The sequence below is a fragment of the Streptomyces sp. VNUA24 genome (genome assembly GCF_029167005.1).
Lineage (GTDB): Bacteria > Actinomycetota > Actinomycetes > Streptomycetales > Streptomycetaceae > Streptomyces > Streptomyces scabiei.
Window position 1 is genome coordinate 4,386,267 of sequence record NZ_CP119143.1, and the last position, 19,895, is coordinate 4,406,161.

Consider the following 19,895-nt stretch of genomic DNA (forward strand, 5'->3'; position numbering starts at 1 on the left):
TCACGCCTCCCAGGCCGGGCGCTGTGTCTTGAACTGGCTGAAGATCTTCTCGAACACCTCGTCCCCCGCCCCCTTCTGTTCGGCGTTGGCGCTGGCGGACATCATCTGGAGCAGTTCCCGGAAGGGGAATCCCTGGATCCGGGCGTTGAACTTCGGGGCGAACGCCTTCAGTACCTGCTCGCCCCGGTCCGTGATCCCGCCGACGCCGATCGCGTACAGCCGGAACCGGCGGGCGCTCTGCTCCTCGGCGAGGACGGGGACCAGCCGGTGCCAGGAGTCGGTGAGATGACCGGTCGGGTCGGTGGGCAGGCCGTCGGTGACGAGACAGATCTGCGGCCGGTAGTACTGCAGTCCCGAGGCCCGCAGTTCGCTCTTGCGGGCGGCGACGATGTGCATCGCCAGCTCCAGCGCCTCGGTCATCAGGGTGACGCCGGCGGCCGTGAGCTGCGGCGCCTGGAAGGCGTGCGCGGGTATGAAGGGGCTGGTGCGGGTGCGCGGGTCGAGGAGCTGGGGTCCGCGCCAGGCGCCGACGCCCTGTCCGCCGAAGGTGACGACGGCGACCTCCACGCTGTAGCTGAGGCTGACGTCGTCGTGGAGTTCGCGGGTCCACTCGGCGAGCGCGTTGTTCAGTGTCTGGATCGGCGGGCCGGCCATGGAGCTGGACGTGTCGAGGCAGAGCACGAGCGGCATGCGCTGGGCGTTGTTCTCGAACTCGATGTCGGCGTACTCCGCCGGCAGCGTGGGCGGGTATTCGCGGTGCATGGTTCTTCCCCCTGTGCCTGTGTGGTGCTGATGCCTCTGGTGGCGCGGGTACCGCTGGTGGTGCGGGAATCCTTGGTGGTGCGGGTACCTCTGGTGGTGCCGCCGGGGTCACCTGGGCGTGCCCTTCGCGTGCCGGGCGGCGGTGGCCGGGAAGGCGTACAGGACGTCGGAGTCCCGTTCCCGCGCGTCGGTGACGTCGACGAGCCCGCCGGGCGCGGGCGGTGGCCGCCCCGGCTCGGCCCACACGGCCCGGCGCAGCACCCGGTCCAGCTCGACATAGCCCTGCGGGTGGAGTTCGGTCCGTACGACGGCGGTGCGGGAGTGCGCCGGGCGGGGCCCCACCTGACGCCCGTACCGGGGCGTGGGCGAGGCGCGCAGCCGAGTGGTGGCCTCGTCACCGCCGTCGGCCCCGGCACCGCCGCCGAGGGCAGGGCCGCCGCCGAGGACTGTGCTCCCACCGGCCGCACCAGCCCCAGCGGCCCCACTGACCGCAGCGGCCCCACCGACTCCGCCGGTCGCGCCGCCGCTACCGGGCCCGCCGCCGCGGGTGCCGTTGCCGCCGCCGAGTGCGCCGCGCGCCGCGTGCGCCGGTGCCGTCCGCGTGGGTCCGCCGGCGGTCCGTCCGGGAGGGATCGCCCGGTGGCCCACGGCCACCGGGCCCCTGGACCGCCGGATCACGATCACGAAGGCGAGCAGCAGCAGGGCGAGGAGGAGACACATCCAGAACGCGGTCCAGGTGGCACTGCTGTACCCGGCGGGTTCGCCGTCGGTGGTGCCGGCCTGGTCGCCGCCCTGCTTCTCGCCTCCCTGCTGGGCGTTGGCGCCCGGTGAGGCCGTGGCGGAGGGCTTCTCCTTGTCCTGCGCCGGGCCGATGGCGTCGACATGGGTGCGGAGGTCGGCGGCCAGACCCTCGTCGATGAGCGTTCTGCCGTCCAGGGGGGCGGGCTTGTCGTCCTTGCTCTCGATCAGCTCGCACATCAGGGTGCGGTCGACGCAGAGGCCCGCCTCCCTGAGCGCGCGCATCGGGCCGGGTCGCAGCCGGTCGATGCGGGCGTCGGGGTGGACGAGCCGCCCCTCGGCCAGGACCAGCAGCGCCGTACCGCCCTCTCCGGTGGACCCGTCCTTCGGTACCCGGACCACGAGCGGGTACGGGTCCCGGCGCAGCGTCACGATGTCCTGGCGCCGGCCCTCCTCGACCTTTTCGTACGCCAGGGGCTCGTCCAGCGTGATCACGACGGGACCGTCCTTGATCACGCCGGCCCAGCACTTCAACTGCTCGGTGAGCCGGTCGGCACACGCGTCGGGGACCGCTACGGCCGGACCGCCCGGCACGAGCGCGACCAGCGACCCCACCAGCACACCGACGAACGGCGAACGCCTGATCGCACCCATCGCAGAAACCCCCCGTGGCCTGAAAGGCACGCCCCCGCGGCCCTGAAAAAGCCCATCCCATAGTGGAGCAGGTGACCGGGCGGCCGGAAGGGTTTGGTGAATTCCGCCGGTGGATTTTCGGCGACTTTCGTCAACTTACGATCAGTACGCTTTTCACTTCTACAACTTGAACACCTGGTGGCACCGGCTGAACATCTGTCGCGCCCGGTCCACCCAGTCATGGGCCAGCGCGTCGAAGTCCGCCTGGGTGATACGGCACGTCAGCGGCAGGTCGCACACACCGGCGAGACAGGGGCGCGGCCCGCGCACGTCCCACACGGAAAGCATGGGGATCAATTGTTCTGTATTCCACGCGTTCGATGCGGCCGCCGCGATGGCGAGCTGGTCCTGCCGGAGGAAATGCCCGTCCGTCGCGAAGGCCACGAGAAGTCTTTTCGTGGTCATGAATCTCACCGTGACGATCCGCCCCGTCTCCTGGAGAGAGAATCTCAGGGACACGGAAACGGTGTCGTGGACCGTGTGGTAATTCCGCCGGGCGACCCAGTTCTGCACCAACTGCCGCCAGTGCGTGCCGAGGTCGTATATCTCGCCGTTCACCGAGGAATGAATGTCGCGTCCCACGGAGGAGCCACTGCCCGGGTAGGAGTCGCGGCCCGGATGGGAGTCCCTGTCCGGGAAGAAGTCAGGCACCGTCACGGACCACCGCCCCGGCGACCATGACGTCGGTCAGACCGGCGTCGAGCAGTGCCTGCGCGTGGAGCAGCAGACAGGACGGGACGGACTCGCTCGTCGTACGGCGCAGATGACGCTCCTTCAGCTCCTCGTACCGCACCTCGATGGTCCGGGCCACCTGCGGTGGCGGCCACACCTCGGCGCTCGCGTCCTCCTCCACCAGCTCGGCCAGGATCTCGGCGAGCGGCGGCCGGTCCTCGGGCCGCTTGGCCAGGCAGCGGGCGATGAGGGGCCGCAGCCCCGCCGGTACGCCGTCGAGCCGGGGCTCTCCTCGTACGACCTCCACGCGCACGCCTTCGCCGCTGCCGTGCGGCGAGCGGCCGGTGAGCGCGTAGACCAGGACCCCGCCGAGCGAGAACACGTCGCTCGCCGGGCCGACGCGGGCGCCGCGGATCTGCTCGGGCGACATGAACGGCGGGGTGCCGACGACGACACCGACGCGGGTGAGACCGGGGGCGCCGTCGACGCGGGAGATGCCGAAGTCGATGACGCGGGGGCCGTCCTGGGCGAGCAGGACGTTGGCCGGCTTGAGGTCCCGGTGGACCACATGGGCCGCGTGGATGGCCTGCAACGCCTCCACGAGTCCGGCGCCGAGCGGGCGGACCTGGGATTCGGGGAGGGGGCCGTCGGCGCGGACGGCTTCCGCGAGGGAGGGGCCGGGGACGTACAGGGTGGCCAGCCAGGGGAGTTCGGCCGTGGGGTCGGCGTCGACGACGGCGGCGGTGTAGGCGCCGCTGACCACGCGGGCGGCGGCGACCTCGCGGGCGAAGCGTTCGCGGAACTCGGGTTCGGCGGCGAGTTCGGGGCGGGCGACCTTGACGGCGACCTCGCGGCCGGCGGGTGAGCGGCCCAGGTAGACCCAGCCCATGCCGCCCGATCCCAGGCGGCCGACTATCTTGTACGGGCCGATCTTCAGGGGGTCACTTACGGGTGTACGCACCCCGCTCACCTCATTTCGGGGTTCGGTGCGGATGTCCCGAGTGTCCCGCGAAATCCGGTGCGCGGCAGTGCTTTTCGCCCCCTCCGCCCCTACCCGTCCCTCCCCCACTCTCGGCTTCGCTCGAGCGGGAGGTGCCCCCATCAAGGGGCTGCGCCCCTTCGACCCCCAGCCGTCCGCCCGGTGAGGGCTGGTCGCGCAGTTCCCCGCGCCCCTGAAAAGCAGGGGCTGCGCCCCGAGCTTTCCAGGCCCGCAGGACCGTTGACTTTCAGGCCCGCAGGGGCCTGGTGCTTTTAGGGGCGCGGGGAACTGCGCGAGAAGCCCCACCGGAGCCGCACCCGCCGACGAAACCCGCACCCCCGAGCCCCTGGGCGCCCAACCAACCCGGCGCACAAAGAATCCGCGACCGGCCGAGGAGACGTCGCTGGTCAGGGCAACCCATATCCGGCCGGCCGCGGAGCGCAGGGGGCGTCAGCCCAGTCGGCTCACCAACGCCCGGTACTCGTCCCACAGCTCCTTCGGCGTGTGGTCACCGAAGGTGTTGAGGTGCTCGGGCACGAGCGCCGCCTCCTCCCGCCACACCTCCTTGTCGACGGTCAGCAGGAAGTCGAGGTCGGACGCGGAGAGGTCCAGCCCGTCCGTGTCGAGCGCCTCCGGCGTCGGGAGGATGCCGATCGGCGTCTCCACACCCTCCGCCTTGCCGTCCAGCCGGTCCACGATCCACTTCAGGACGCGGCTGTTCTCGCCGAACCCGGGCCACACGAACTTGCCCGCGTCGTTCTTGCGGAACCAGTTGACGTAGTAGATCTTCGGGAGCTTCGCCTGGTCCTTGCCCTTGGCGACATCGACCCAGTGGCCCATGTAGTCGCCCATGTTGTAGCCGCAGAAGGGCAGCATCGCGAACGGGTCGCGGCGCAGTTCGCCGACCTTGCCCTCGGCCGCCGCGGTCTTCTCGGACGCCACGTTCGCGCCCAGGAACACCCCGTGGTTCCAGTCGAAGGACTCCGTCACCAGCGGCACCGCCGTGGCCCGGCGGCCGCCGAAGAGGATCGCCGAGATCGGCACGCCCTTGGGGCTCTCCCACTCGGGCGCGATGATCGGGCACTGCGAGGCCGGCACCGTGAACCGGGCGTTCGGGTGGGCGGCGGGCGCCTCGGCGTCCGGCGTCCAGTCGTTGCCCTTCCAGTCGGTGAGGTGGGCGGGAGTCTCCTCCGTCATCCCCTCCCACCACACGTCGCCGTCGTCGGTGAGCGCCACGTTGGTGAAGACCGAGTTGCCCCACAGCGTCTTCATCGCGTTGGCGTTGGTGTGCTCACCGGTGCCGGGCGCGACGCCGAAGAAGCCGGCCTCGGGGTTGATGGCGTAGAGCTGCCCGTCCTCACCGAACCGCATCCACGCGATGTCGTCGCCGATGGTCTCGACGGTCCAGCCCTTGACGGTGGGCTCCAGCATCGCCAGGTTCGTCTTGCCGCACGCCGACGGGAACGCGGCGGCGACGTACTTCGACTCGCCCTGCGGCGGGGTCAGTTTGAGGATCAGCATGTGCTCGGCCAGCCAGCCCTCGTCACGTGCCATGACCGAGGCGATGCGCAGGGCGTAGCACTTCTTGCCGAGCAGCGCGTTGCCGCCGTACCCGGAGCCGTAGGACCAGATCTCGCGGGTCTCGGGGAAGTGGGAGATGTACTTGGTGCTGTTGCAGGGCCACGGCACGTCGGCCTGGCCGGGCTCCAGCGGGGCGCCGAGGGTGTGCACGGCCTTCACGAAGAAGCCCTCGGAACCCAGCTCGTCCAGCACCGGCTGTCCCATACGGGTCATGGTGCGCATGGAGACGGCGACGTACGCGGAGTCGGTGATCTCCACGCCGAGCGCGGAGAGCGGGGAGCCCAGCGGGCCCATGCAGAACGGGACGACGTACATCGTGCGTCCGCGCATCGACCCGCGGAACAGGCCCTTCTCACCGTTCTCGCCCTGGAAGATCTTCCGCATCTCGGCGGGGGCCTTCCAGTGGTTGGTCGGGCCCGCGTCCGCCTCCTTCTCCGAGCAGATGAAGGTGCGGTCCTCGACCCGGGCGACATCGGTCGGGTCGGACGCGGCGTAGTAGGAGTTCGGGCGCTTGATCGGGTCCAGCCGGCGGAAGGTGCCCTTCTCGACGAGCTCCCCGCACAGGCGCTCGTACTCGGCCTCGGATCCATCGCACCAGACGACATTGTCCGGCTCGGTCAGTTCGGCGATCTCGTTCACCCACGCCACGAGTTCTCGGTGGGTGGTCGGGACGGTTGAAGGGGGAGCCGCGATGTCGCGCGCCACGATTGCTCCTAAATGAGGGATTTGTGTTGGAGGCCCCGTGGGGGCTGCGGCCCGGATGCTTCATCAGTGATGCCCTTGGCGCTCATCCGGTGCCGACCGCACTCATTTGATCATCCGACGGGAGCGCCCATATGTCCAGAGGGCCGCCCACGTGAGCATGGTGACCATCACCACTCGCCCGATTTCACCCAGGAGGTTTCCCTGTGTCACCGCCGCTTCACCAGGGGTGCCCAGTGGCGGCCCGGGCTGTCGCCCGTACGTCCCCCGCGTGAGACGATGGCCACTTAACGAGGTACGAACGGCCCGCACGCTCCCGTAAGTTACGGTTCCGTAGGTACGATGCAGGGCATGACAGCGTCCGTCCCCGATGCGCAAGCGGAGACGTCGGCCGACAGCCGCGATCCCGACGCGCGATCCCTGCCGCAACAGATCGCCCACACGATCACCGACGAGATCCAACAGATCACCGGTGAGATCAAGCCCAGACTCCGGGGCTGGCTCCACCTCGGGATGTTCCCGGCCGCGCTCGTCGCCGGCCTGGTGCTCACCGCCCTCGCGGGTTCCACGCGCGGACGCATCGCCTGCGGGATCTTCACCCTCACGGCCTGCCTGCTGTTCGGCGTGAGCGCGCTGTACCACCGGGGCAACTGGAGCCCGCGCATGGACGGCATCCTGCGCAGACTGGATCACGCCAACATCTTCCTGATCATCGCGGGCACGTACACCCCGCTGACGATGCTGCTCCTGCCGGGCGCCAAGGGGCAGTGGCTGCTGTGGGGCATCTGGGCGGCGGCGCTGGCCGGCATCATCTTCCGCGTCTTCTGGGTGGGCGCCCCGCGCTGGCTCTACACCCCCTGCTACATCGCGATGGGCTGGGCGGCCGTCTTCTTCCTGCCCGACTTCATGCGCACCGGCGGCATCGCCGTCCTCGTCCTGGTGATCGTCGGCGGCGTCCTCTACAGCGTCGGCGGCGTCATCTACGGCCTCAAGCGCCCGGACCCGTCACCGCGCTGGTTCGGCTTCCACGAGGTCTTCCACTCCCTGACGCTGGCGGCGTTCATCACGCACTACGTGGGAATCTCCCTGGTGGCGTACCAGCACGCCTAGCGCGCGAACCCGCGTTCTCCCTGGCCACGGCTTTCAGCCGTGGCCATTTTTCGTGCGCCCGGACGACCTGAAGGCATGCCCGGAAGGCGCGCACGCATTGACAGTCACTACATTTTGAGAGTTACTCTCAATTCATGGCTACTGTCACTGAGCACCTCCCTTCCCGGCCCGACCCCCGTCGCTGGTGGGCCCTCGGCGCCCTCGTCGCGAGCATGCTGGTGCTCGGTTTCGACATGACGATCCTGAACGTGGCGCTGCCGACCATGGCCGGAGAGCTGGGCGCGACCACTGGTGAACAGCAGTGGATGGCGGACGCGTACATCGTCGTGTTCGCGGCCCTGATGCTCCCGGCCGGACTCCTCGGCGACCGGTTCGGACGGCGGCGCATGCTGATCACCGGGCTCGGCGTCTTCCTCGCCGGATCGGTCGTGGGCGCGCTGGCCCAGGACGTGAACGCGGTCGTGGCGGCCCGTGCCGTCATGGGGATCGGCGCCGCCCTGGTCACCCCGCTCGCCCTGTCGGTCCTGCCCTCGCTCTTCGCCCCCGACGAGCGCACCAAGGCCGTCGGCATCGTCTCGGCGGGCTCCACGCTGGGCCTGCCGCTCGGACCGATCATCGGCGGCTGGCTGCTCGACCACTACTGGTGGGGCTCGGTGTTCCTGATCAACATCCCGATGGCGGCGATCGGCGTGGCCGCCTGCGTCCTGCTGCTGCCCGAGACCCGGGACCCCGCCTCGCCCAGGGTCGACCCGCTCTCCACCGCGCTCACCGCGGCCGGGCTCGGCTCGCTCGTCTACGCGATCATCGAGGCACCCACCCGCGGCTGGACCGACCCGCTGGTCCTGGGCGTGTTCGCGGTGGCGGCCGTGCTGATCACCGCGCTCGTCCTGCGCGAACGGCGGGCCGTGCGCCCCATGCTCGACATGGGACTGCTCGCCCACCGCGGCTTCCTCTTCAACGCCCTCGCCGCGACCCTCGTCATGTTCGTACTGTCCGGACTGATGTTCGTCCTGCCGCCGTACCTCCAGGCAGTCCTCGGCAACGACGCCCTGGGCACCGGCGTACGGCTGCTGCCCCTGATGGGCGGCCTGCTGGTCGGCGCGCGGCTCGCGCAGCCGGTCGTGGTCCGCTTCGGGTCCCGGTCCGTGGTCGGCGCGGGCCTGGTGGTGCTGGCCTTCGCCGCCCTCCTCGGCAGCCGTACGACGACCGGTTCCGGATACGGCTTCACCGCACTGTGGCTGTCGATCGCCGGAGCGGGCTTCGGGCTCTCGATCGTGCCCGCGATGTCCGGCGCGCTCGGCACCCTGCCCGCCGACCGGGCCGGCTCCGGCTCCGGGCTGCTGATGACCTTGCGTCAGGTGGGCGGCGCGATCGGTATCGCCCTGCTCGGCAGCCTGCTCGCGGGCGTCTTCCGGGACCGGCTCGACACCGCCGGGCTGCCCGCGTCGGCCGCCGAGACGGCCGGTGACTCGGTGGTGGCGGCCCACGCGGTCGCCGAACGGGCGGGGGCGGCCGATCTCCTCACGTCCGCGAACGACTCGTACGTCCACGGCATGGGCCTCGTCCTGCTGGTGTGCGGCGGCGCGGCCCTGGTCGCCGCGCTGCTGGCCGTCACCCTCCTGCCGAGCACGCCGGCGGCGCAGGAGAGCGGGGAAGGCGGGGAGGCCGGCGGCGAGGTCCCCGGGTCCGACCTGGCCGACGCGCGGGCCGATACCCGACAATGACCGCATGACGGCCGCACGCCCCAGCACCCCCACCAGCACGCCCTCCGGCACCCCCACCGCCACGCCCACCGACCGGCCCCCGCTCGGCCTTCGTGAGCGGAAGAAGATCAAGACCCGCGAGGCGATCCGCACCGCGACCTACGCGCTGGTCGAGGAGCAGGGCTACGACGCCACGACGATCGAGCAGATCGCCGACCGGGCGGAGGTGTCGCCGTCGACCGTCTTCCGCTACTTCCCCACCAAGGAGGACATCGTCCTCACCGACGAGTTCGACCCGGTCCTCATGGAGGAACTGCGGGCCCGGCCGGCGGACGAACCCTGGACGGACAGCATCCGGCACCTGATGCGCGAGGCGATCCGCACGGGCGTCGAGGAGGACGCGGCGGTGGCGCGGCTGCGCACGCGCCTGATGGTCCAGGTCCCCGCGGTGCGCTCGCGCATGATGGAGAGCATGTCGGTGACGGGCCGCATGCTCTGCACCGCCATCGGCGAACGCACCGGCCGGGACCCGGACAGCCTGGAGGTACGGGTCTACGCGATGTCCCTGATCGGCGGCCTGCTGGAGACCTCCCTCTACTGGGCCGAGAACGGCCACCGCGACGACTTCGCCGAACTCGTCGACCGCACCCTGACCACGCTGCACCACGGCCTGCAGCGGGAAATTCCCTGAACCCGCGCCTCTCCCCCGTGCCATCCTGACCAGGTGAAAGCCGCCGAGATCCATATCGAAGTCGCCCCCGAGCTGGCCCTGTTCGTCCCGCACGGCCGCCGCGCGGGCGCGACCCCGCTGGCCACGGACGGCGTCTCGACCCTGGGCCACGTGGTCGAGTCCCTCGGCGTCCCGCTGACGGAGGTGGGCGCGCTGGTCGTCGACGGCCGCGAAGTCCCGGCCTCCCACATCCCGGCACAGGGCGAGTCGGTGACCGTACGCCCGGTGGAACGCCCCCAGCGCGTCCCCGGCGCCCCGCTCCGCTTCCTCCTCGACGTCCACCTCGGCACCCTCGCCCGGCGCCTGCGCCTCCTGGGCGTGGACACGGCCTACGAGTCCACGGACATCGGCGACCCCGCCCTGGCCACCCGCTCCGCCGCCGAACAGCGGGTCCTGCTCAGCCGCGACCGCGGCCTGCTGCGCCGCCGCGAACTGTGGGCCGGCGCGTACGTCTACAGCACGCACCCGGAGGAGCAACTGGCCGACATCCTGGCCCGTTTCGCCCCCGACCTGCACCCCTGGACCCGGTGCACGGCCTGCAACGGCCTCCTGAAACCGGCGACGAAGGAACAGGTAGCCGACCGCCTGGAGGGCGGCACCCACAAGTCCTACGACGTCTTCGCCCAGTGCGACACCTGCGGCCGCCCGTACTGGAAGGGCGCGCACCACGAGCAGTTGGAGGCGATCGTGCGGGGGGCGTTGCGGGGGCGGGCGGGGTGAGTGGAGGCGCGCGGTAGGGCACGGTGGCGGGTCAGCGCCTTGGTGCGCTGCCCCTTGTAAGCCTGGGTGCCACCTCGGAACTCGTGGCGACGCTGGGTCAACACCAGGCAGTGCCGTCATGGCTGGCTGTGACTTCCAAGCCGTGGTCGTGGGGGCGCTGTCCCCGAGATCACCGGGGAACCACACAGCGCGTTGGGCGGTAGTGCCTGCGGCGAACTTCTCAAAGCAGAGCGCTGAAGTGTCGGTCGCCAGGCTGTCCGGTGAAGGGTTGACGCCCTTGAGTCGCCAACTGTCTTCTGTGGCGGCCTTGCGATAGATGTCCAGCACGCTGGCCCAAGATGTCGTGAGTCCGTAGTACTGCCCGGCGTAGGCGAATCCATCATCCTCATCGCATCCGGAGTACCGCTCGGCTTGGGGCTGCGTCTGGCTCGGGTGCGCGTCGAGGATGGACAAGGACACCAGTGTGGGGACGAGGTCTTCGTCAGCCCTGGTACAACCGTAGAGCCCACCCAACAGCGCCCACACTCCCGTTGCCGCAATGACGGCTATGCTGCTCGCGCTGACGAGAATCAGCATTGTCGCTGCCTTCAGCTTCGTGGCGCGGAGCGCAGCGCGAGCCATCAAGTCCGGCTTCTCGTTGATCAGCGACGCCAGCGCCAGACAGGGTCAGCGGGCCACCTCTCCTGCATCCTGCGCCGACACCGGCTGCAGCAGGGTCGGTCCCCCCACGGCATCAAGGACTGCCTGCCCTTGCCGGTCGACGAGCCTTGTAAAAATCTGCTGCGCGTAACCGAAAATGATCGCCCACCCGATAATCTGCGCTGATGAATCGAGAGCCGATAGCCCAGGGACAAATGCACCCCGCATCAGAATAAGCCCGAGTACGGCAGTCAGCGCGCCAGTAGGCAACTTGAGAAGCGCAAGAGCTACAGGCACGTTATATGGAGTCGCAGTTCCTCTAATTCGTCGGATCGTCACGGCCGCAGCAACCGCAGCGGCCCCAATTCCAGCGAGTTCAATAACAAGGTAGTCACGCGACTTCGCAACGTCGCCGTAAGCCTTGTCCAGGTCTTCCATGCCTGGATCAAACTGAGGAACTGAACTATCCGCTGTGGGGCATACGATGCCGACGTCCATGGGACCAAAGCAGAGGGGCACCACATCAGGAAAGAGAGCCCCCAGCACAGCAACCACAATCACGATAAGCGTCAGCGCGGCAAACACTCCGTACACGATTGCTACGAAGTTGCGCACACGCAGATTCTCGCGGAGCAGCGCTTGTCGGGCAACGCCTACCGCATCAATAAGCAACTCCCGATGCCGAGCATCCAGAGGTTTTCCCGCTTCAACGCGCTGCTCGATCTCTTCGACTTGCGACCTTCGCAAGTCGGTGACACAGAGGTGCTCACGCACGATGGAAACCAGTCCGGGCAATAGTGCCCTCACGATTTCCAATGGCGCCAATCGCAGCATTAGAGAGTGCGCCATATCAAGATGAGCCTGCGCGACAGAGAGGCTCGACCCAGAGATTCGCCCACGGTCACTGAGCTGGTCAAGGGTCTTGTCGGCCTTTCTTAGCTCCTCCAGCGCCGCATCCGAGATGAGCAATTTCACCTCTGGGTCAATATCCGGATCCGCTCGAGCAGAAACGAGGACACGCATTTCAGCCACCCGAGAGCGGATCACCTCCCTTAGCTCCCGCTGCCCCCTTCCGTACGGGAGCCAGTGCCAATGCGATGAAGAGAGTTCGCGATCTTCCACGGACCTAAATGTATCTATGCGTGATCAGCGACAGAAAGACGGCGCGCCAAATTTTCCCCATCCGGCGCAAGACAGGGCCCTCTCGCACCAGTAGGGAACGTTTGAATCACACCCTACTAACAACGGCTAACACAATGAGCCGAGCTGTCGGTGTGCGATGAGGCAGCAGGCGAGTTTGAGGAAAGCTTCGTGGATGTCGGCTCGCCGTTCCCATCGGATGCGCAGGCGTCGGAAGCCGTGCAGCCACGCAAAACTTCGCTCGACCACCCAGCGATAGGTGCCCAGTCCGGTGCCGTGCAGGGTGCCGCGGCGGGCGATCACGGGCACGGTGCCGCGGGCGCGGACCTGGTCGCGGTAGATGTGGTGGTTGTAGCCGCGGTCGGCATACAGCGAGTCCGGCTTGCGGCGGGGCCGTCCGACCCGGTCTCGGACCGGGGGGATCGCATCAAGTACAAGTAAGGGCAGGAGTTGGGTGACGTCATTGCGGTTGCCGCCGGTCAGCAGGACCGCGAGCGGGGTGCCCTGCCCGTCGGTGAGTAGGTGGTGTTTCGAGTCGGCCCTGCCTCGGTCGACCGGCGTTGTCCGATCGCCGGTGATGCTTGCTAGTTCGATCCCAGCTGATGGTTGGCGGCGGCTATGGTCGCCCTTCTTGGCACATCGTTGTCGCGCGTCGCCAGCCGGTCACTCCGCCCGTCGGCCCACCACCAGCAGATGTGAACTCGCCGCCAGCAGCTCCGGGTAGGGCTCTGCCATGCGGGCCGCGGTCAGGGTTGATTCGAAGAGGGGGGAGTCGGTGAGGGGCTGTCCCGTGTGGCGTTCCGTGGCGGCCAGGAGGGACCAGGCGGGGCCTTCGATGCCGTAGATCTCCGTGGAGGTGAACCCGGCGGTGGTCACCTCGTCGAGGAGTTGGGCGCCCGTGTGGAAGTACGCCTTCGTGAACGCCTTCCTTCCGTCGTGGATCTGGGTGGCGAGGATGGTGGAGATGCCGCCTCGCAGGGGCTCCTCGTGGAGGTGGGCGAAAGCGGTGTGTTCGAAGAGGGAGGCGTAGCGGTTGATGCCTGCCGCTGCGAGGAGGCCGCCCGGCTTGAGGACGCGGTGCGCCTCCGCGAGGGCCCGGTCTCGGTCCGCGCGGTCGGGGAGATGGTAGAGCGGGCCGAGCAACAGGACCACGTCGTACGAGGCGTCCTCGGCCGCGAGGTGGCGGGCGTCGCCCAACTCCGCCGTGGCACCGACCTCTTCGGCCCGGGTCAGGTGGCGAGGGATCGGATCGACGACATGGACCTCGTAGCCGTCCGCCACCAGCCACCGTGCGTGCGCGCCCGGGCCGCCGCCCACATCGAGGATGCGGGCGGGCGGGGGCGGAAGGTGACGGCGCAGCAACTCCTGGGTCCGGATCAGCTCCAGGTGCCCTTCCGCAGTCCTGGACAGCCGGTCGGCCTCGTCGATGGTCTCGGAGTAGAACCTCACGATCTCCGGCGCTACCTCAGGGCTCGTCATACGGGCATTCTGGAGGCGCACCGGTGGACCAGTCCAGTGATCGGAAATGAGACCCATGCCGCAGCTGAAGTACGAGCAGATCGCCGAGGATCTGCGCAGTCGGGTCGCGAACGGCGAGTTCGGACCGGGCGATCTGCTTCCCTCCGGCCGTGATCTGGCGGAGCAGTGGGACGTGTCCAGGGCCACGGTCGTCAAGGCCTACGACGTCCTGCGCCACGACGGCCTGGTCTCCGCTCGACAGGGCTCCGGCTTCGTCGTCGTCGAGAACCCTGTCGCCCGGTCGGCTGGTGCCCGCCGCGCGGGTTCCTCCAGGGTGACGGGCGGCGCCCCGTATCGACGCATCGGCGTTCCCGACCGTACGGTCCCACCACCGCACGTGGCGGCAGCACTGGCGTTGGAGGCCGGCGAGAAAGCTCTGCGGAGGATCCGTCTGGTGCTGCTCGACGATGGCTCGCCTCACACGCTGGTGACTGCCTGGTTCCCGCCCACCGTCGCGGACGCGGCCCCGCGCCTGGCCCAGAAGGGCCCTATCGCGGAGGGCACCACGCACTACGTGAGGCGCGAGACGGGGCGCTCGCCCGTGGAAGGGGCGGATGTCACGACGGTACGGCTGGCCGACGGTGAAGAGGCCCGCTTGCTGGAGGTGGAAATGCCGGCGGCGGTGGCTGTACTGCTGCATGTGGCGTTCGACCGTGACCACCAGCCGCTCGTCTGCGAAGAGGGCGTGACGGCGTCGCACGTGTTCGAACTATCCGACAACTACCCCATGCAGTAGGCGAACTGACGTTCCGATTGACTGGACCGGTCCACCGGTCCAGTCTCTTTTTTGGCGCCACACGTGGAGCCCTCTGCTTCGGTCCCGCCACGTCCGTTGCAGGGACACGGATGACCCCGGCGACTCTTTCGCGACGGCTCCGGGGCATCGCCGATCCGACAAGGAGACCGCCGATGCATCTTCTTTCACGCGCACTTGTACGAGTGAAGGCGACGCTCCTCGGGACGCCCGCCTCCGACCGCGCGGCACAGGAGGCGGACACCGGGCCGGTCAGCGTCGAGGAGCTGTCACTCCCCCACCCTTCTCCCGAGATGTGGGCCGCCTTCCTCGCGAGCTCCCGGCGTCGTAGAGCCCGATGCCCGTGGGCGCGCGGGGCAGACCTGCCCGGCATCACGGCCGAGGAGATCAGCAGCACTCTCGTCGGTGCCTACCTCCTCACCCCCGAGGTCCGTCGACAGAGGCGACAGGCACAGCAGTTCATGGAGGTCTCCTGATGCCGGACGAGCGGGTGGCGGCTGCCGTGCGGCGGGGTGAGATGCCCATGTTGCGTGCCTACCGGCTGTGGTTCGAGCACACCCGGAAGTGCGGGGACGGGTGCATGGGCACGCCCAAGGCTCAGGACGGCTGTGAGGACGGGCGGCGGCTCTGGGGGACGTACCGTCTCACGCGGATCGGGAAGAGCGGGGCCGCGTCATGAGGTGGTTCGTCGAGCGTCCGCCCGGACGGCCCGTGCGCAGGACCGACGACGACCGCCTCGCCGTCCCGCTGCGTATTGCCCGTGCCGACGGTCACTCCACGGACACCGAGTTGGCCCTCACGCTCACCGAAGCCGAACACCTCCACGCCGCTCTGTGCCGGGCCCTCGACGGACAGCCCGTGCCGCCGACCGCACCGGACTGCCGGCAGGCCGTCCAGACCTCGCGGGGCACCACGTACCCCAGAGGCCGCACCTAGTGCAGCGCCGTAGACACCCGGCCAAGGTTGGGGCGCCTGGGTGAAGAAAACCTTCCCGGCGGTGTCGAGGTCCGCGCCCGCCCAGAGGTACGCCGGGCCGCCCCCGGCCACGGCGGCGGTCGCCGGTATCCCGAGCAGGCCCAGCTTCAGCAGCCGCCGCCGGTCGACGCGTCGCGCGGTCATCGGACGGCCACCGGGCGGTCCCAGTCGATGTGGTGGTCGTACATCCAGGCGTGCGCTTGCGGGTTGGCGAAGTACCGCAGCGCGAGGGGCATCATCAGGTCCCGGAGGACGCGGGCGACCGGACCTGCGGTCTTGCTGTCCGACAGTGTCCGGGAGTAGGCCACCACCTTCTCCACGCGTGGGCGGCGCAGACGTTCGTACGTGGTGAACGCGGTGGCGGTGTCGGGGGCGTCGCGCAGGCACTGGGCCAGTACGACGGCGTCCTCGACGGCCATCGAGGCGCCCTGACCCGCGGACGGGGAGGTGGCGTGCACCGCGTCGCCGATCAGCGCGGCCGGTCCCCGGTGCCAGACCGGGCTGGTCGGGATGTCGTACACCGGGTAGGCGCCGACCTCGCCGACGAGGTGGTCGAGGATGTGCGCGATGACGGGCGTGTCGTCGGCGAAGAGGTCGGCGAGATGGCGCCGCCACCGGTCAGGCGTCATGGCGGTCAGGTCCCGCCGGTCCGGTTCGTCGGGGCGGTGGAGGTTGGCGAACCAGTAGATCTCGCCGGACTCGCGGACCAGGTAGCCGAAGAACGCCCGCTTGCCGAAGACCAGGTGCTGGACGCCGGTGGTGGGGGCCAGCCCGGCGCCCTCGCTGTAGCCGCCGACGCTGAGCAGACCGGTGAAGCGGGGCGCCGGCGCGTCCGGGTCGAGGAGCGCGCGGGTGCGGGAGTGGATGCCGTCGGCGCCGACGAGGAGGTCACCCGCGACCTCGGTGCCGTCGGTGAACCGTGCGACCACCCCGGTGGGCAGGGTTCGGTAGGTGTCGAGGCGCTTGCCGTACGCGAGAGGGATGCCGGCCTCGCGGACCTGCGCGCGCAGCGCCCGCTGCAGCTCGCCGCGCCGGACGCAGACGCTCACGGAGCCGTCCGGCAGCCGGGTGCCGTTCGCGACCTCGCCGAGCCGCCTTCCCGAGCCGCTCGACAGGACCATACGGGGGATCGGCACCCCGTCCACGTGGCGGGTGAGGTCGACGCCGATGGCGCGGAACGCGTCGAGCCCGTTCGAGGCCGTGTTCAGGAACAACCCCACGTAGTCGTCGGGCCGGTCGTACGCCTCGTGGACCAGCGGGTCGATACCCGCGCGGCGCAGCGCCAGGGCCGTGGTCAGGCCGCCGATCCCCCCGCCGATGATCAATGCCGTCGTCATTGTGACGCCGCCCCCTCGGGTGCTATTCTGATAACACACAGTTATTTAGTTCGTACGAACGAAATTTATGGGGAGGGTGGCACGGGTGTCAAGCGACGCGGATCGACGCGGCGAACTGCTCGCCGCGCTGCATCAGGCCGGCCGCGAGCACAGCAACGCGGCGGTGATGTTCCACGCCGCGGTCGGCGCCCGCATGGGCCTGGGCATGACGGAGGAGAAGACCCTCGACCTGCTGGAGCGGGAGGGGCCGTTGACCTCGGGGGAGATCGTCGCGCGCACCGGTCTGGCGCCCGCGTCGGTGAGCGGGCTGGTCGACCGGCTGGAGCGCAAGGGCTTCGTCCGCCGGACACGCGACCGGGCGGACGGCCGCCGGGTGATCGTCGAGATCGACCGGGACCACGTGGCGAGTTTCGGTGCCCTGTTCGCCGACTTCGTCACCGGTCTGGAGGCGCTGTACGCCGGTTACACCGAGGAGCAACTCGACGTGATCCTCGACTTCCTGCGCCGCTCGGCCGCCGTCCAGCAGCAGGCCACGGGGAAGCTGACCGGGCAGACCGGCTGAGGACGCCCGCGACCGCCCCCGCGCACGACAAGGCCCCACACACGAAAGGGCCCCGCACCCGGCGGATGTCCGCCGGGTGCGGGGCCCTGTGCCCTGTGCCCTGGAAAGGCCACGTCAGCTGCGGCGGACGTCTCCCTTCCCGCACGCCACACCGTCCCGGTTCCGGTCCAGCTTCAGCGGATCGTCCCCGCCGTTGACCTTCAGGCGGCCGTAGTCGTTCTTCTTCAGCCACGCGCAGCGGGCGGCCGTCGTCCTGTCGACCTCCGCCGGGAACGCCGTCGGGACGCAGACGTTCGCCGATCCGTAGTGGCGGTCGCAGCCGGAGATCGTCGGGCTGACCTTCTTGGACCTGGTCTTCTTCCCCGGGCCCGTGACCTTGCCCTTCGGGGCGTCCGCGAAGTCGTGGACGTGGGCCGAGGGGGCGTCACCGGAGGCGAGGGCCAGGGCGGACGGGCCCTGGAGGTGGACCCATTCCGCGACCGACGGGACGCCGTTCGCGTCGACCGCGAAGAGCATGTACCAGCCGGGCGGGGCCAGGTTGGGGTTGCTCGTCACGTTCAGGTCGATGTTGTTGCCGTCGACGGACAGCGGCAGGTCCACGAACCGCTGGTTGGGGTCCGAGGAGTGCGTGACCGCGGCGGGGCGGATCAGTTCCGCCTTCACGACGGGCCGGTCCACCGTGATCCGCTGGGTGTCGCCGTACACCCACTCCTTGTCGATCACCGAGGTGATCTTCGGGCGGGGGCCCTTCAGCAGGTACGGCGGGGTGTAGACGGACACGTCGTGGTTCCAGGAACCGTTGCCCGGGTTGTCACCGGTCGCCATGACCCGGCCGTCGGGGAGCAGGAACGCCGAGGAGTGGTAGCCACGCTCCTCCGGGTCCGCCGCCACCGGGTCGAAGGTGTTGGTCGCCGGGTCGTAGAGCGAGGACTCGTAGACCGGGTCGGCGCGGTTGTGCAGGGCGCCGCCCGTCTCCAGGACCTTGCCGTCGGGCAGCAGCACCGCGGAGACGTACATCTTGCCCTGGCCGCCCGTCTGGGCGACCTTGCCGTTGCCGAGGTCCACCGTGCCTTGCGGGATCGGCGGGCCGGCGACGTACGCGGGGTTCGCGGCCTTCAGGTCGATGACGTCCGTCAGACGGTTCGCGTCGGGGTTGGACTCGATGTTGCCGCCGCCGAGGGTGAGGACCTTCTGGTCCTGGGCCGGGGGCAGCAGCACGCTCGCGGACTGGTCGCGCTGGTCCTTGTTCTGCAGGCCGGGGACGGACGTGATCGTGTTGGCGCCGTAGTCGTACAGGGCGCTGCCCGTGCCGGGGATGTTGTTGCCGAAGACATGGCTGCCGGAGTAGAAGAGGCGGCCGTCCTGCATGAGGATCATCGACGGGTACAGGCCCCAGTACGACCAGGTCTGGTTGACCTTCCAGAGTTCGAGCCACTTCTGCTCGGCGTCCGACCACAGCTCGGCCGTCACCGACCCCGTGGAGTCCTCGCGCAGACCGCCGAAGGAGATGACGTCACCGTTGCCGAGGACGGTCGCCGACGGGTACCAGTGGCCGTCGTTCATGTCGTTGGTCTTGCTGTAGGTCTCGGTGACCGGGTCGAAGATGTACGAGTCCTTGTAGCCCTCGTAGCCGTGCCCGCCCGCCACCGGGTACGCCTTGTTGCCGCTCATCACGAGGACCCGCCCGTCGTCGAGCTGCACATGGCCCGCGCAGAACATGTCGTCCGGGGTCGGGATCTGCTTGTACGTGCCGTTCTTCGGGTCGTAGACCGCGGACGTGAACGTGCCCGCCTCGAACATCTGCTCGCTGTTGCCGGAGCCGGCGATCAGCAGCACCTTGCCGTTGTTGAGGACGACGGAGTGCATGGAGCGCACGGGGTTCTGCGTGGGCAGCACGTCCCAGCGGCCGTTCAGGCACTCGTCCGGCGTGCCCGTGCACTGCGGCTGGGGGACGGGGTCGGCGACCTGGTCCATCGTGTAGTCGTCGGTGGTGACGGAGCCGGTGCCGTAGACGGAGACGCCCCAGGTGATCCGGTCGGTGCCCGCCGGGATCTGGGGGGTGCGGACGGTCGCCTCGGTCCAGCTCGCGGCCATGTCCAGCGTCTTGAGGTCGGTCCAGTACTGCCAGCCGGCGGTGGTGTCGTGCCGGAACAGGGTGACGGACGTGTCCGGGGTCGTCGACTTGTACCAGAGGGCCAGGTCGTACTGCTTGCCCACCGTGACCGGGGGCGCGCAGGCCGCCGACTCGGTGATGAGGGCCTTGCGGTCGCCGGAGACCCGGCGGGTCAGCTCGACCTTCATGGCCTTGGTGCCGGAGTGGGCGCCCGAGACCGTGGTGAAGGTGAAGTCGTTGTCGCCCCAGCCGGACTTCTCCCAGCAGTACGGCATCCCGTCGCCGCCGGCGGTCTCGAACCCGGGGTTCTGGACGAGGTTGGCGGCGGACGCGGACTGCGGCGAGACCAGCAGGAGGCCGGCGGCGAGGGCGCCGACCGCCAGCAGGGCCGTGCTGCGTCTGGTCCTGGGCAGGGGCCCCGGTCTGCGGCGGAGGCCGAAGCGGCCCCGCGGGTGGCTCATCGGACG

Annotated in this window: 17 protein-coding genes and 1 pseudogene; 8 read left to right on the forward strand and 10 right to left on the reverse strand. The window is 69.6% G+C overall.

Annotation, left to right across the window (positions count from 1 at the left end):
- The 5 genes from PYR72_RS18440 to PYR72_RS18460 all read right to left on the reverse strand — a co-directional run bounded on the left by PYR72_RS18440 (position 1) and on the right by PYR72_RS18460 (position 6,130).
- A complete protein-coding gene (locus PYR72_RS18440; protein WP_013001156.1) occupies positions 1 to 762 on the reverse strand; it encodes a VWA domain-containing protein in 762 nt (253 codons plus the stop codon).
- A gap of 108 nt (positions 763 to 870) precedes the next feature.
- Entirely contained in the window at positions 871 to 2,154 is a 1,284-nt protein-coding gene (locus PYR72_RS18445; RefSeq protein WP_275456355.1) for a hypothetical protein, read from the reverse strand.
- Between the two features lie 159 nt (positions 2,155 to 2,313).
- Complete coding sequence (locus PYR72_RS18450; RefSeq protein WP_343245529.1) at positions 2,314 to 2,850, reverse strand: hypothetical protein; 537 nt, start codon at positions 2,848 to 2,850, stop codon at positions 2,314 to 2,316.
- Positions 2,837 to 3,826: a serine/threonine-protein kinase gene (locus tag PYR72_RS18455; protein WP_275456357.1), complete on the reverse strand. Its 990-nt coding sequence runs from the start codon at positions 3,824 to 3,826 to the stop codon at positions 2,837 to 2,839. Before PYR72_RS18455 ends, PYR72_RS18450 begins: the two co-directional genes overlap by 14 nt.
- A 468-nt stretch (positions 3,827 to 4,294) precedes the next feature.
- Positions 4,295 to 6,130, reverse strand: a complete 1,836-nt coding sequence (locus tag PYR72_RS18460; RefSeq protein ID WP_275456358.1) for a phosphoenolpyruvate carboxykinase (GTP) — start codon at positions 6,128 to 6,130, stop codon at positions 4,295 to 4,297.
- 348 nt (positions 6,131 to 6,478) lie between these two features.
- Between PYR72_RS18460 and PYR72_RS18465 the strand changes: the two genes are divergently transcribed.
- From PYR72_RS18465 to PYR72_RS18480, 4 genes are all read left to right on the forward strand, one after another.
- Complete coding sequence (locus PYR72_RS18465) at positions 6,479 to 7,237, forward strand: hemolysin III family protein (RefSeq protein WP_275456359.1); 759 nt, start codon at positions 6,479 to 6,481, stop codon at positions 7,235 to 7,237.
- A gap of 134 nt (positions 7,238 to 7,371) precedes the next feature.
- Complete coding sequence (locus PYR72_RS18470) at positions 7,372 to 8,961, forward strand: DHA2 family efflux MFS transporter permease subunit (RefSeq protein WP_275456360.1); 1,590 nt, start codon at positions 7,372 to 7,374, stop codon at positions 8,959 to 8,961.
- Positions 8,962 to 8,965: 4 nt separating this feature from the next.
- The gene (locus PYR72_RS18475) at positions 8,966 to 9,631 is read left to right on the forward strand and encodes a TetR family transcriptional regulator (RefSeq protein ID WP_275456361.1); all 666 of its coding nucleotides are present in this window, start codon (positions 8,966 to 8,968) and stop codon (positions 9,629 to 9,631) included.
- 33 nt (positions 9,632 to 9,664) lie between these two features.
- Complete coding sequence (locus PYR72_RS18480; protein ID WP_275456362.1) at positions 9,665 to 10,390, forward strand: Mut7-C RNAse domain-containing protein; 726 nt, start codon at positions 9,665 to 9,667, stop codon at positions 10,388 to 10,390.
- 666 nt (positions 10,391 to 11,056) lie between these two features.
- Here PYR72_RS18480 and PYR72_RS18485 read toward each other — a convergent pair.
- The 3 genes and pseudogenes from PYR72_RS18485 to PYR72_RS18495 all read right to left on the reverse strand — a co-directional run bounded on the left by PYR72_RS18485 (position 11,057) and on the right by PYR72_RS18495 (position 13,648).
- Positions 11,057 to 12,151, reverse strand: coding sequence for a hypothetical protein (locus PYR72_RS18485; protein ID WP_275456363.1), 1,095 nt, complete (start codon positions 12,149 to 12,151; stop codon positions 11,057 to 11,059).
- Between the two features lie 126 nt (positions 12,152 to 12,277).
- Positions 12,278 to 12,742: pseudogene (locus tag PYR72_RS18490) on the reverse strand (IS5 family transposase); the annotation flags it as partial.
- Positions 12,743 to 12,832: 90 nt separating this feature from the next.
- Positions 12,833 to 13,648, reverse strand: coding sequence for a class I SAM-dependent methyltransferase (locus tag PYR72_RS18495; RefSeq protein WP_275456364.1), 816 nt, complete (start codon positions 13,646 to 13,648; stop codon positions 12,833 to 12,835).
- Between the two features lie 55 nt (positions 13,649 to 13,703).
- Between PYR72_RS18495 and PYR72_RS18500 the strand changes: the two genes are divergently transcribed.
- From PYR72_RS18500 to PYR72_RS18510, 3 genes are all read left to right on the forward strand, one after another.
- On the forward strand, positions 13,704 to 14,423 hold the full coding sequence (locus tag PYR72_RS18500) for a GntR family transcriptional regulator (RefSeq protein WP_275456365.1): 720 nt from the start codon (positions 13,704 to 13,706) through the stop codon (positions 14,421 to 14,423).
- A 173-nt stretch (positions 14,424 to 14,596) separates the two neighbouring features.
- Positions 14,597 to 14,917, forward strand: a complete 321-nt coding sequence (locus PYR72_RS18505; RefSeq protein WP_275456366.1) for a hypothetical protein — start codon at positions 14,597 to 14,599, stop codon at positions 14,915 to 14,917.
- Positions 14,918 to 15,116: 199 nt separating this feature from the next.
- Positions 15,117 to 15,377, forward strand: a complete 261-nt coding sequence (locus tag PYR72_RS18510; protein ID WP_275456367.1) for a hypothetical protein — start codon at positions 15,117 to 15,119, stop codon at positions 15,375 to 15,377.
- Positions 15,378 to 15,556: 179 nt separating this feature from the next.
- Here PYR72_RS18510 and PYR72_RS18515 read toward each other — a convergent pair whose 3' ends face one another.
- Positions 15,557 to 16,753, reverse strand: a complete 1,197-nt coding sequence (locus PYR72_RS18515; RefSeq protein WP_275456368.1) for an FAD-dependent monooxygenase — start codon at positions 16,751 to 16,753, stop codon at positions 15,557 to 15,559.
- Between the two features lie 85 nt (positions 16,754 to 16,838).
- Here PYR72_RS18515 and PYR72_RS18520 point away from each other — a divergent pair, with 85 nt between their 5' ends.
- Complete coding sequence (locus tag PYR72_RS18520; protein WP_275456369.1) at positions 16,839 to 17,315, forward strand: MarR family transcriptional regulator; 477 nt, start codon at positions 16,839 to 16,841, stop codon at positions 17,313 to 17,315.
- A 114-nt stretch (positions 17,316 to 17,429) separates the two neighbouring features.
- On the opposite strand, the gene PYR72_RS18525 is transcribed toward PYR72_RS18520, so the two are convergent.
- Positions 17,430 to 19,889, reverse strand: coding sequence for a galactose oxidase early set domain-containing protein (locus tag PYR72_RS18525; protein ID WP_275460447.1), 2,460 nt, complete (start codon positions 19,887 to 19,889; stop codon positions 17,430 to 17,432).
- Between the last annotated feature and the right edge of the window lie 6 nt (positions 19,890 to 19,895).

Coding starts and splice junctions, on each gene's coding strand:
- PYR72_RS18440 (WP_013001156.1), bottom strand. CDS start 762: ATGCACCGCGAATACCCGCCCACGCTGCCGGCGGAGTACGCCGACATC.
- PYR72_RS18445 (WP_275456355.1), bottom strand. CDS start 2,154: ATGGGTGCGATCAGGCGTTCGCCGTTCGTCGGTGTGCTGGTGGGGTCG.
- PYR72_RS18465 (WP_275456359.1), top strand. CDS start 6,479: ATGACAGCGTCCGTCCCCGATGCGCAAGCGGAGACGTCGGCCGACAGC.
- PYR72_RS18470 (WP_275456360.1), top strand. CDS start 7,372: ATGGCTACTGTCACTGAGCACCTCCCTTCCCGGCCCGACCCCCGTCGC.
- PYR72_RS18475 (WP_275456361.1), top strand. CDS start 8,966: ATGACGGCCGCACGCCCCAGCACCCCCACCAGCACGCCCTCCGGCACC.
- PYR72_RS18495 (WP_275456364.1), bottom strand. CDS start 13,648: ATGACGAGCCCTGAGGTAGCGCCGGAGATCGTGAGGTTCTACTCCGAG.
- PYR72_RS18500 (WP_275456365.1), top strand. CDS start 13,704: ATGCCGCAGCTGAAGTACGAGCAGATCGCCGAGGATCTGCGCAGTCGG.
- PYR72_RS18505 (WP_275456366.1), top strand. CDS start 14,597: ATGCATCTTCTTTCACGCGCACTTGTACGAGTGAAGGCGACGCTCCTC.
- PYR72_RS18510 (WP_275456367.1), top strand. CDS start 15,117: ATGAGGTGGTTCGTCGAGCGTCCGCCCGGACGGCCCGTGCGCAGGACC.
- PYR72_RS18515 (WP_275456368.1), bottom strand. CDS start 16,753: ATGACGACGGCATTGATCATCGGCGGGGGGATCGGCGGCCTGACCACG.
- PYR72_RS18525 (WP_275460447.1), bottom strand. CDS start 19,889: ATGAGCCACCCGCGGGGCCGCTTCGGCCTCCGCCGCAGACCGGGGCCC.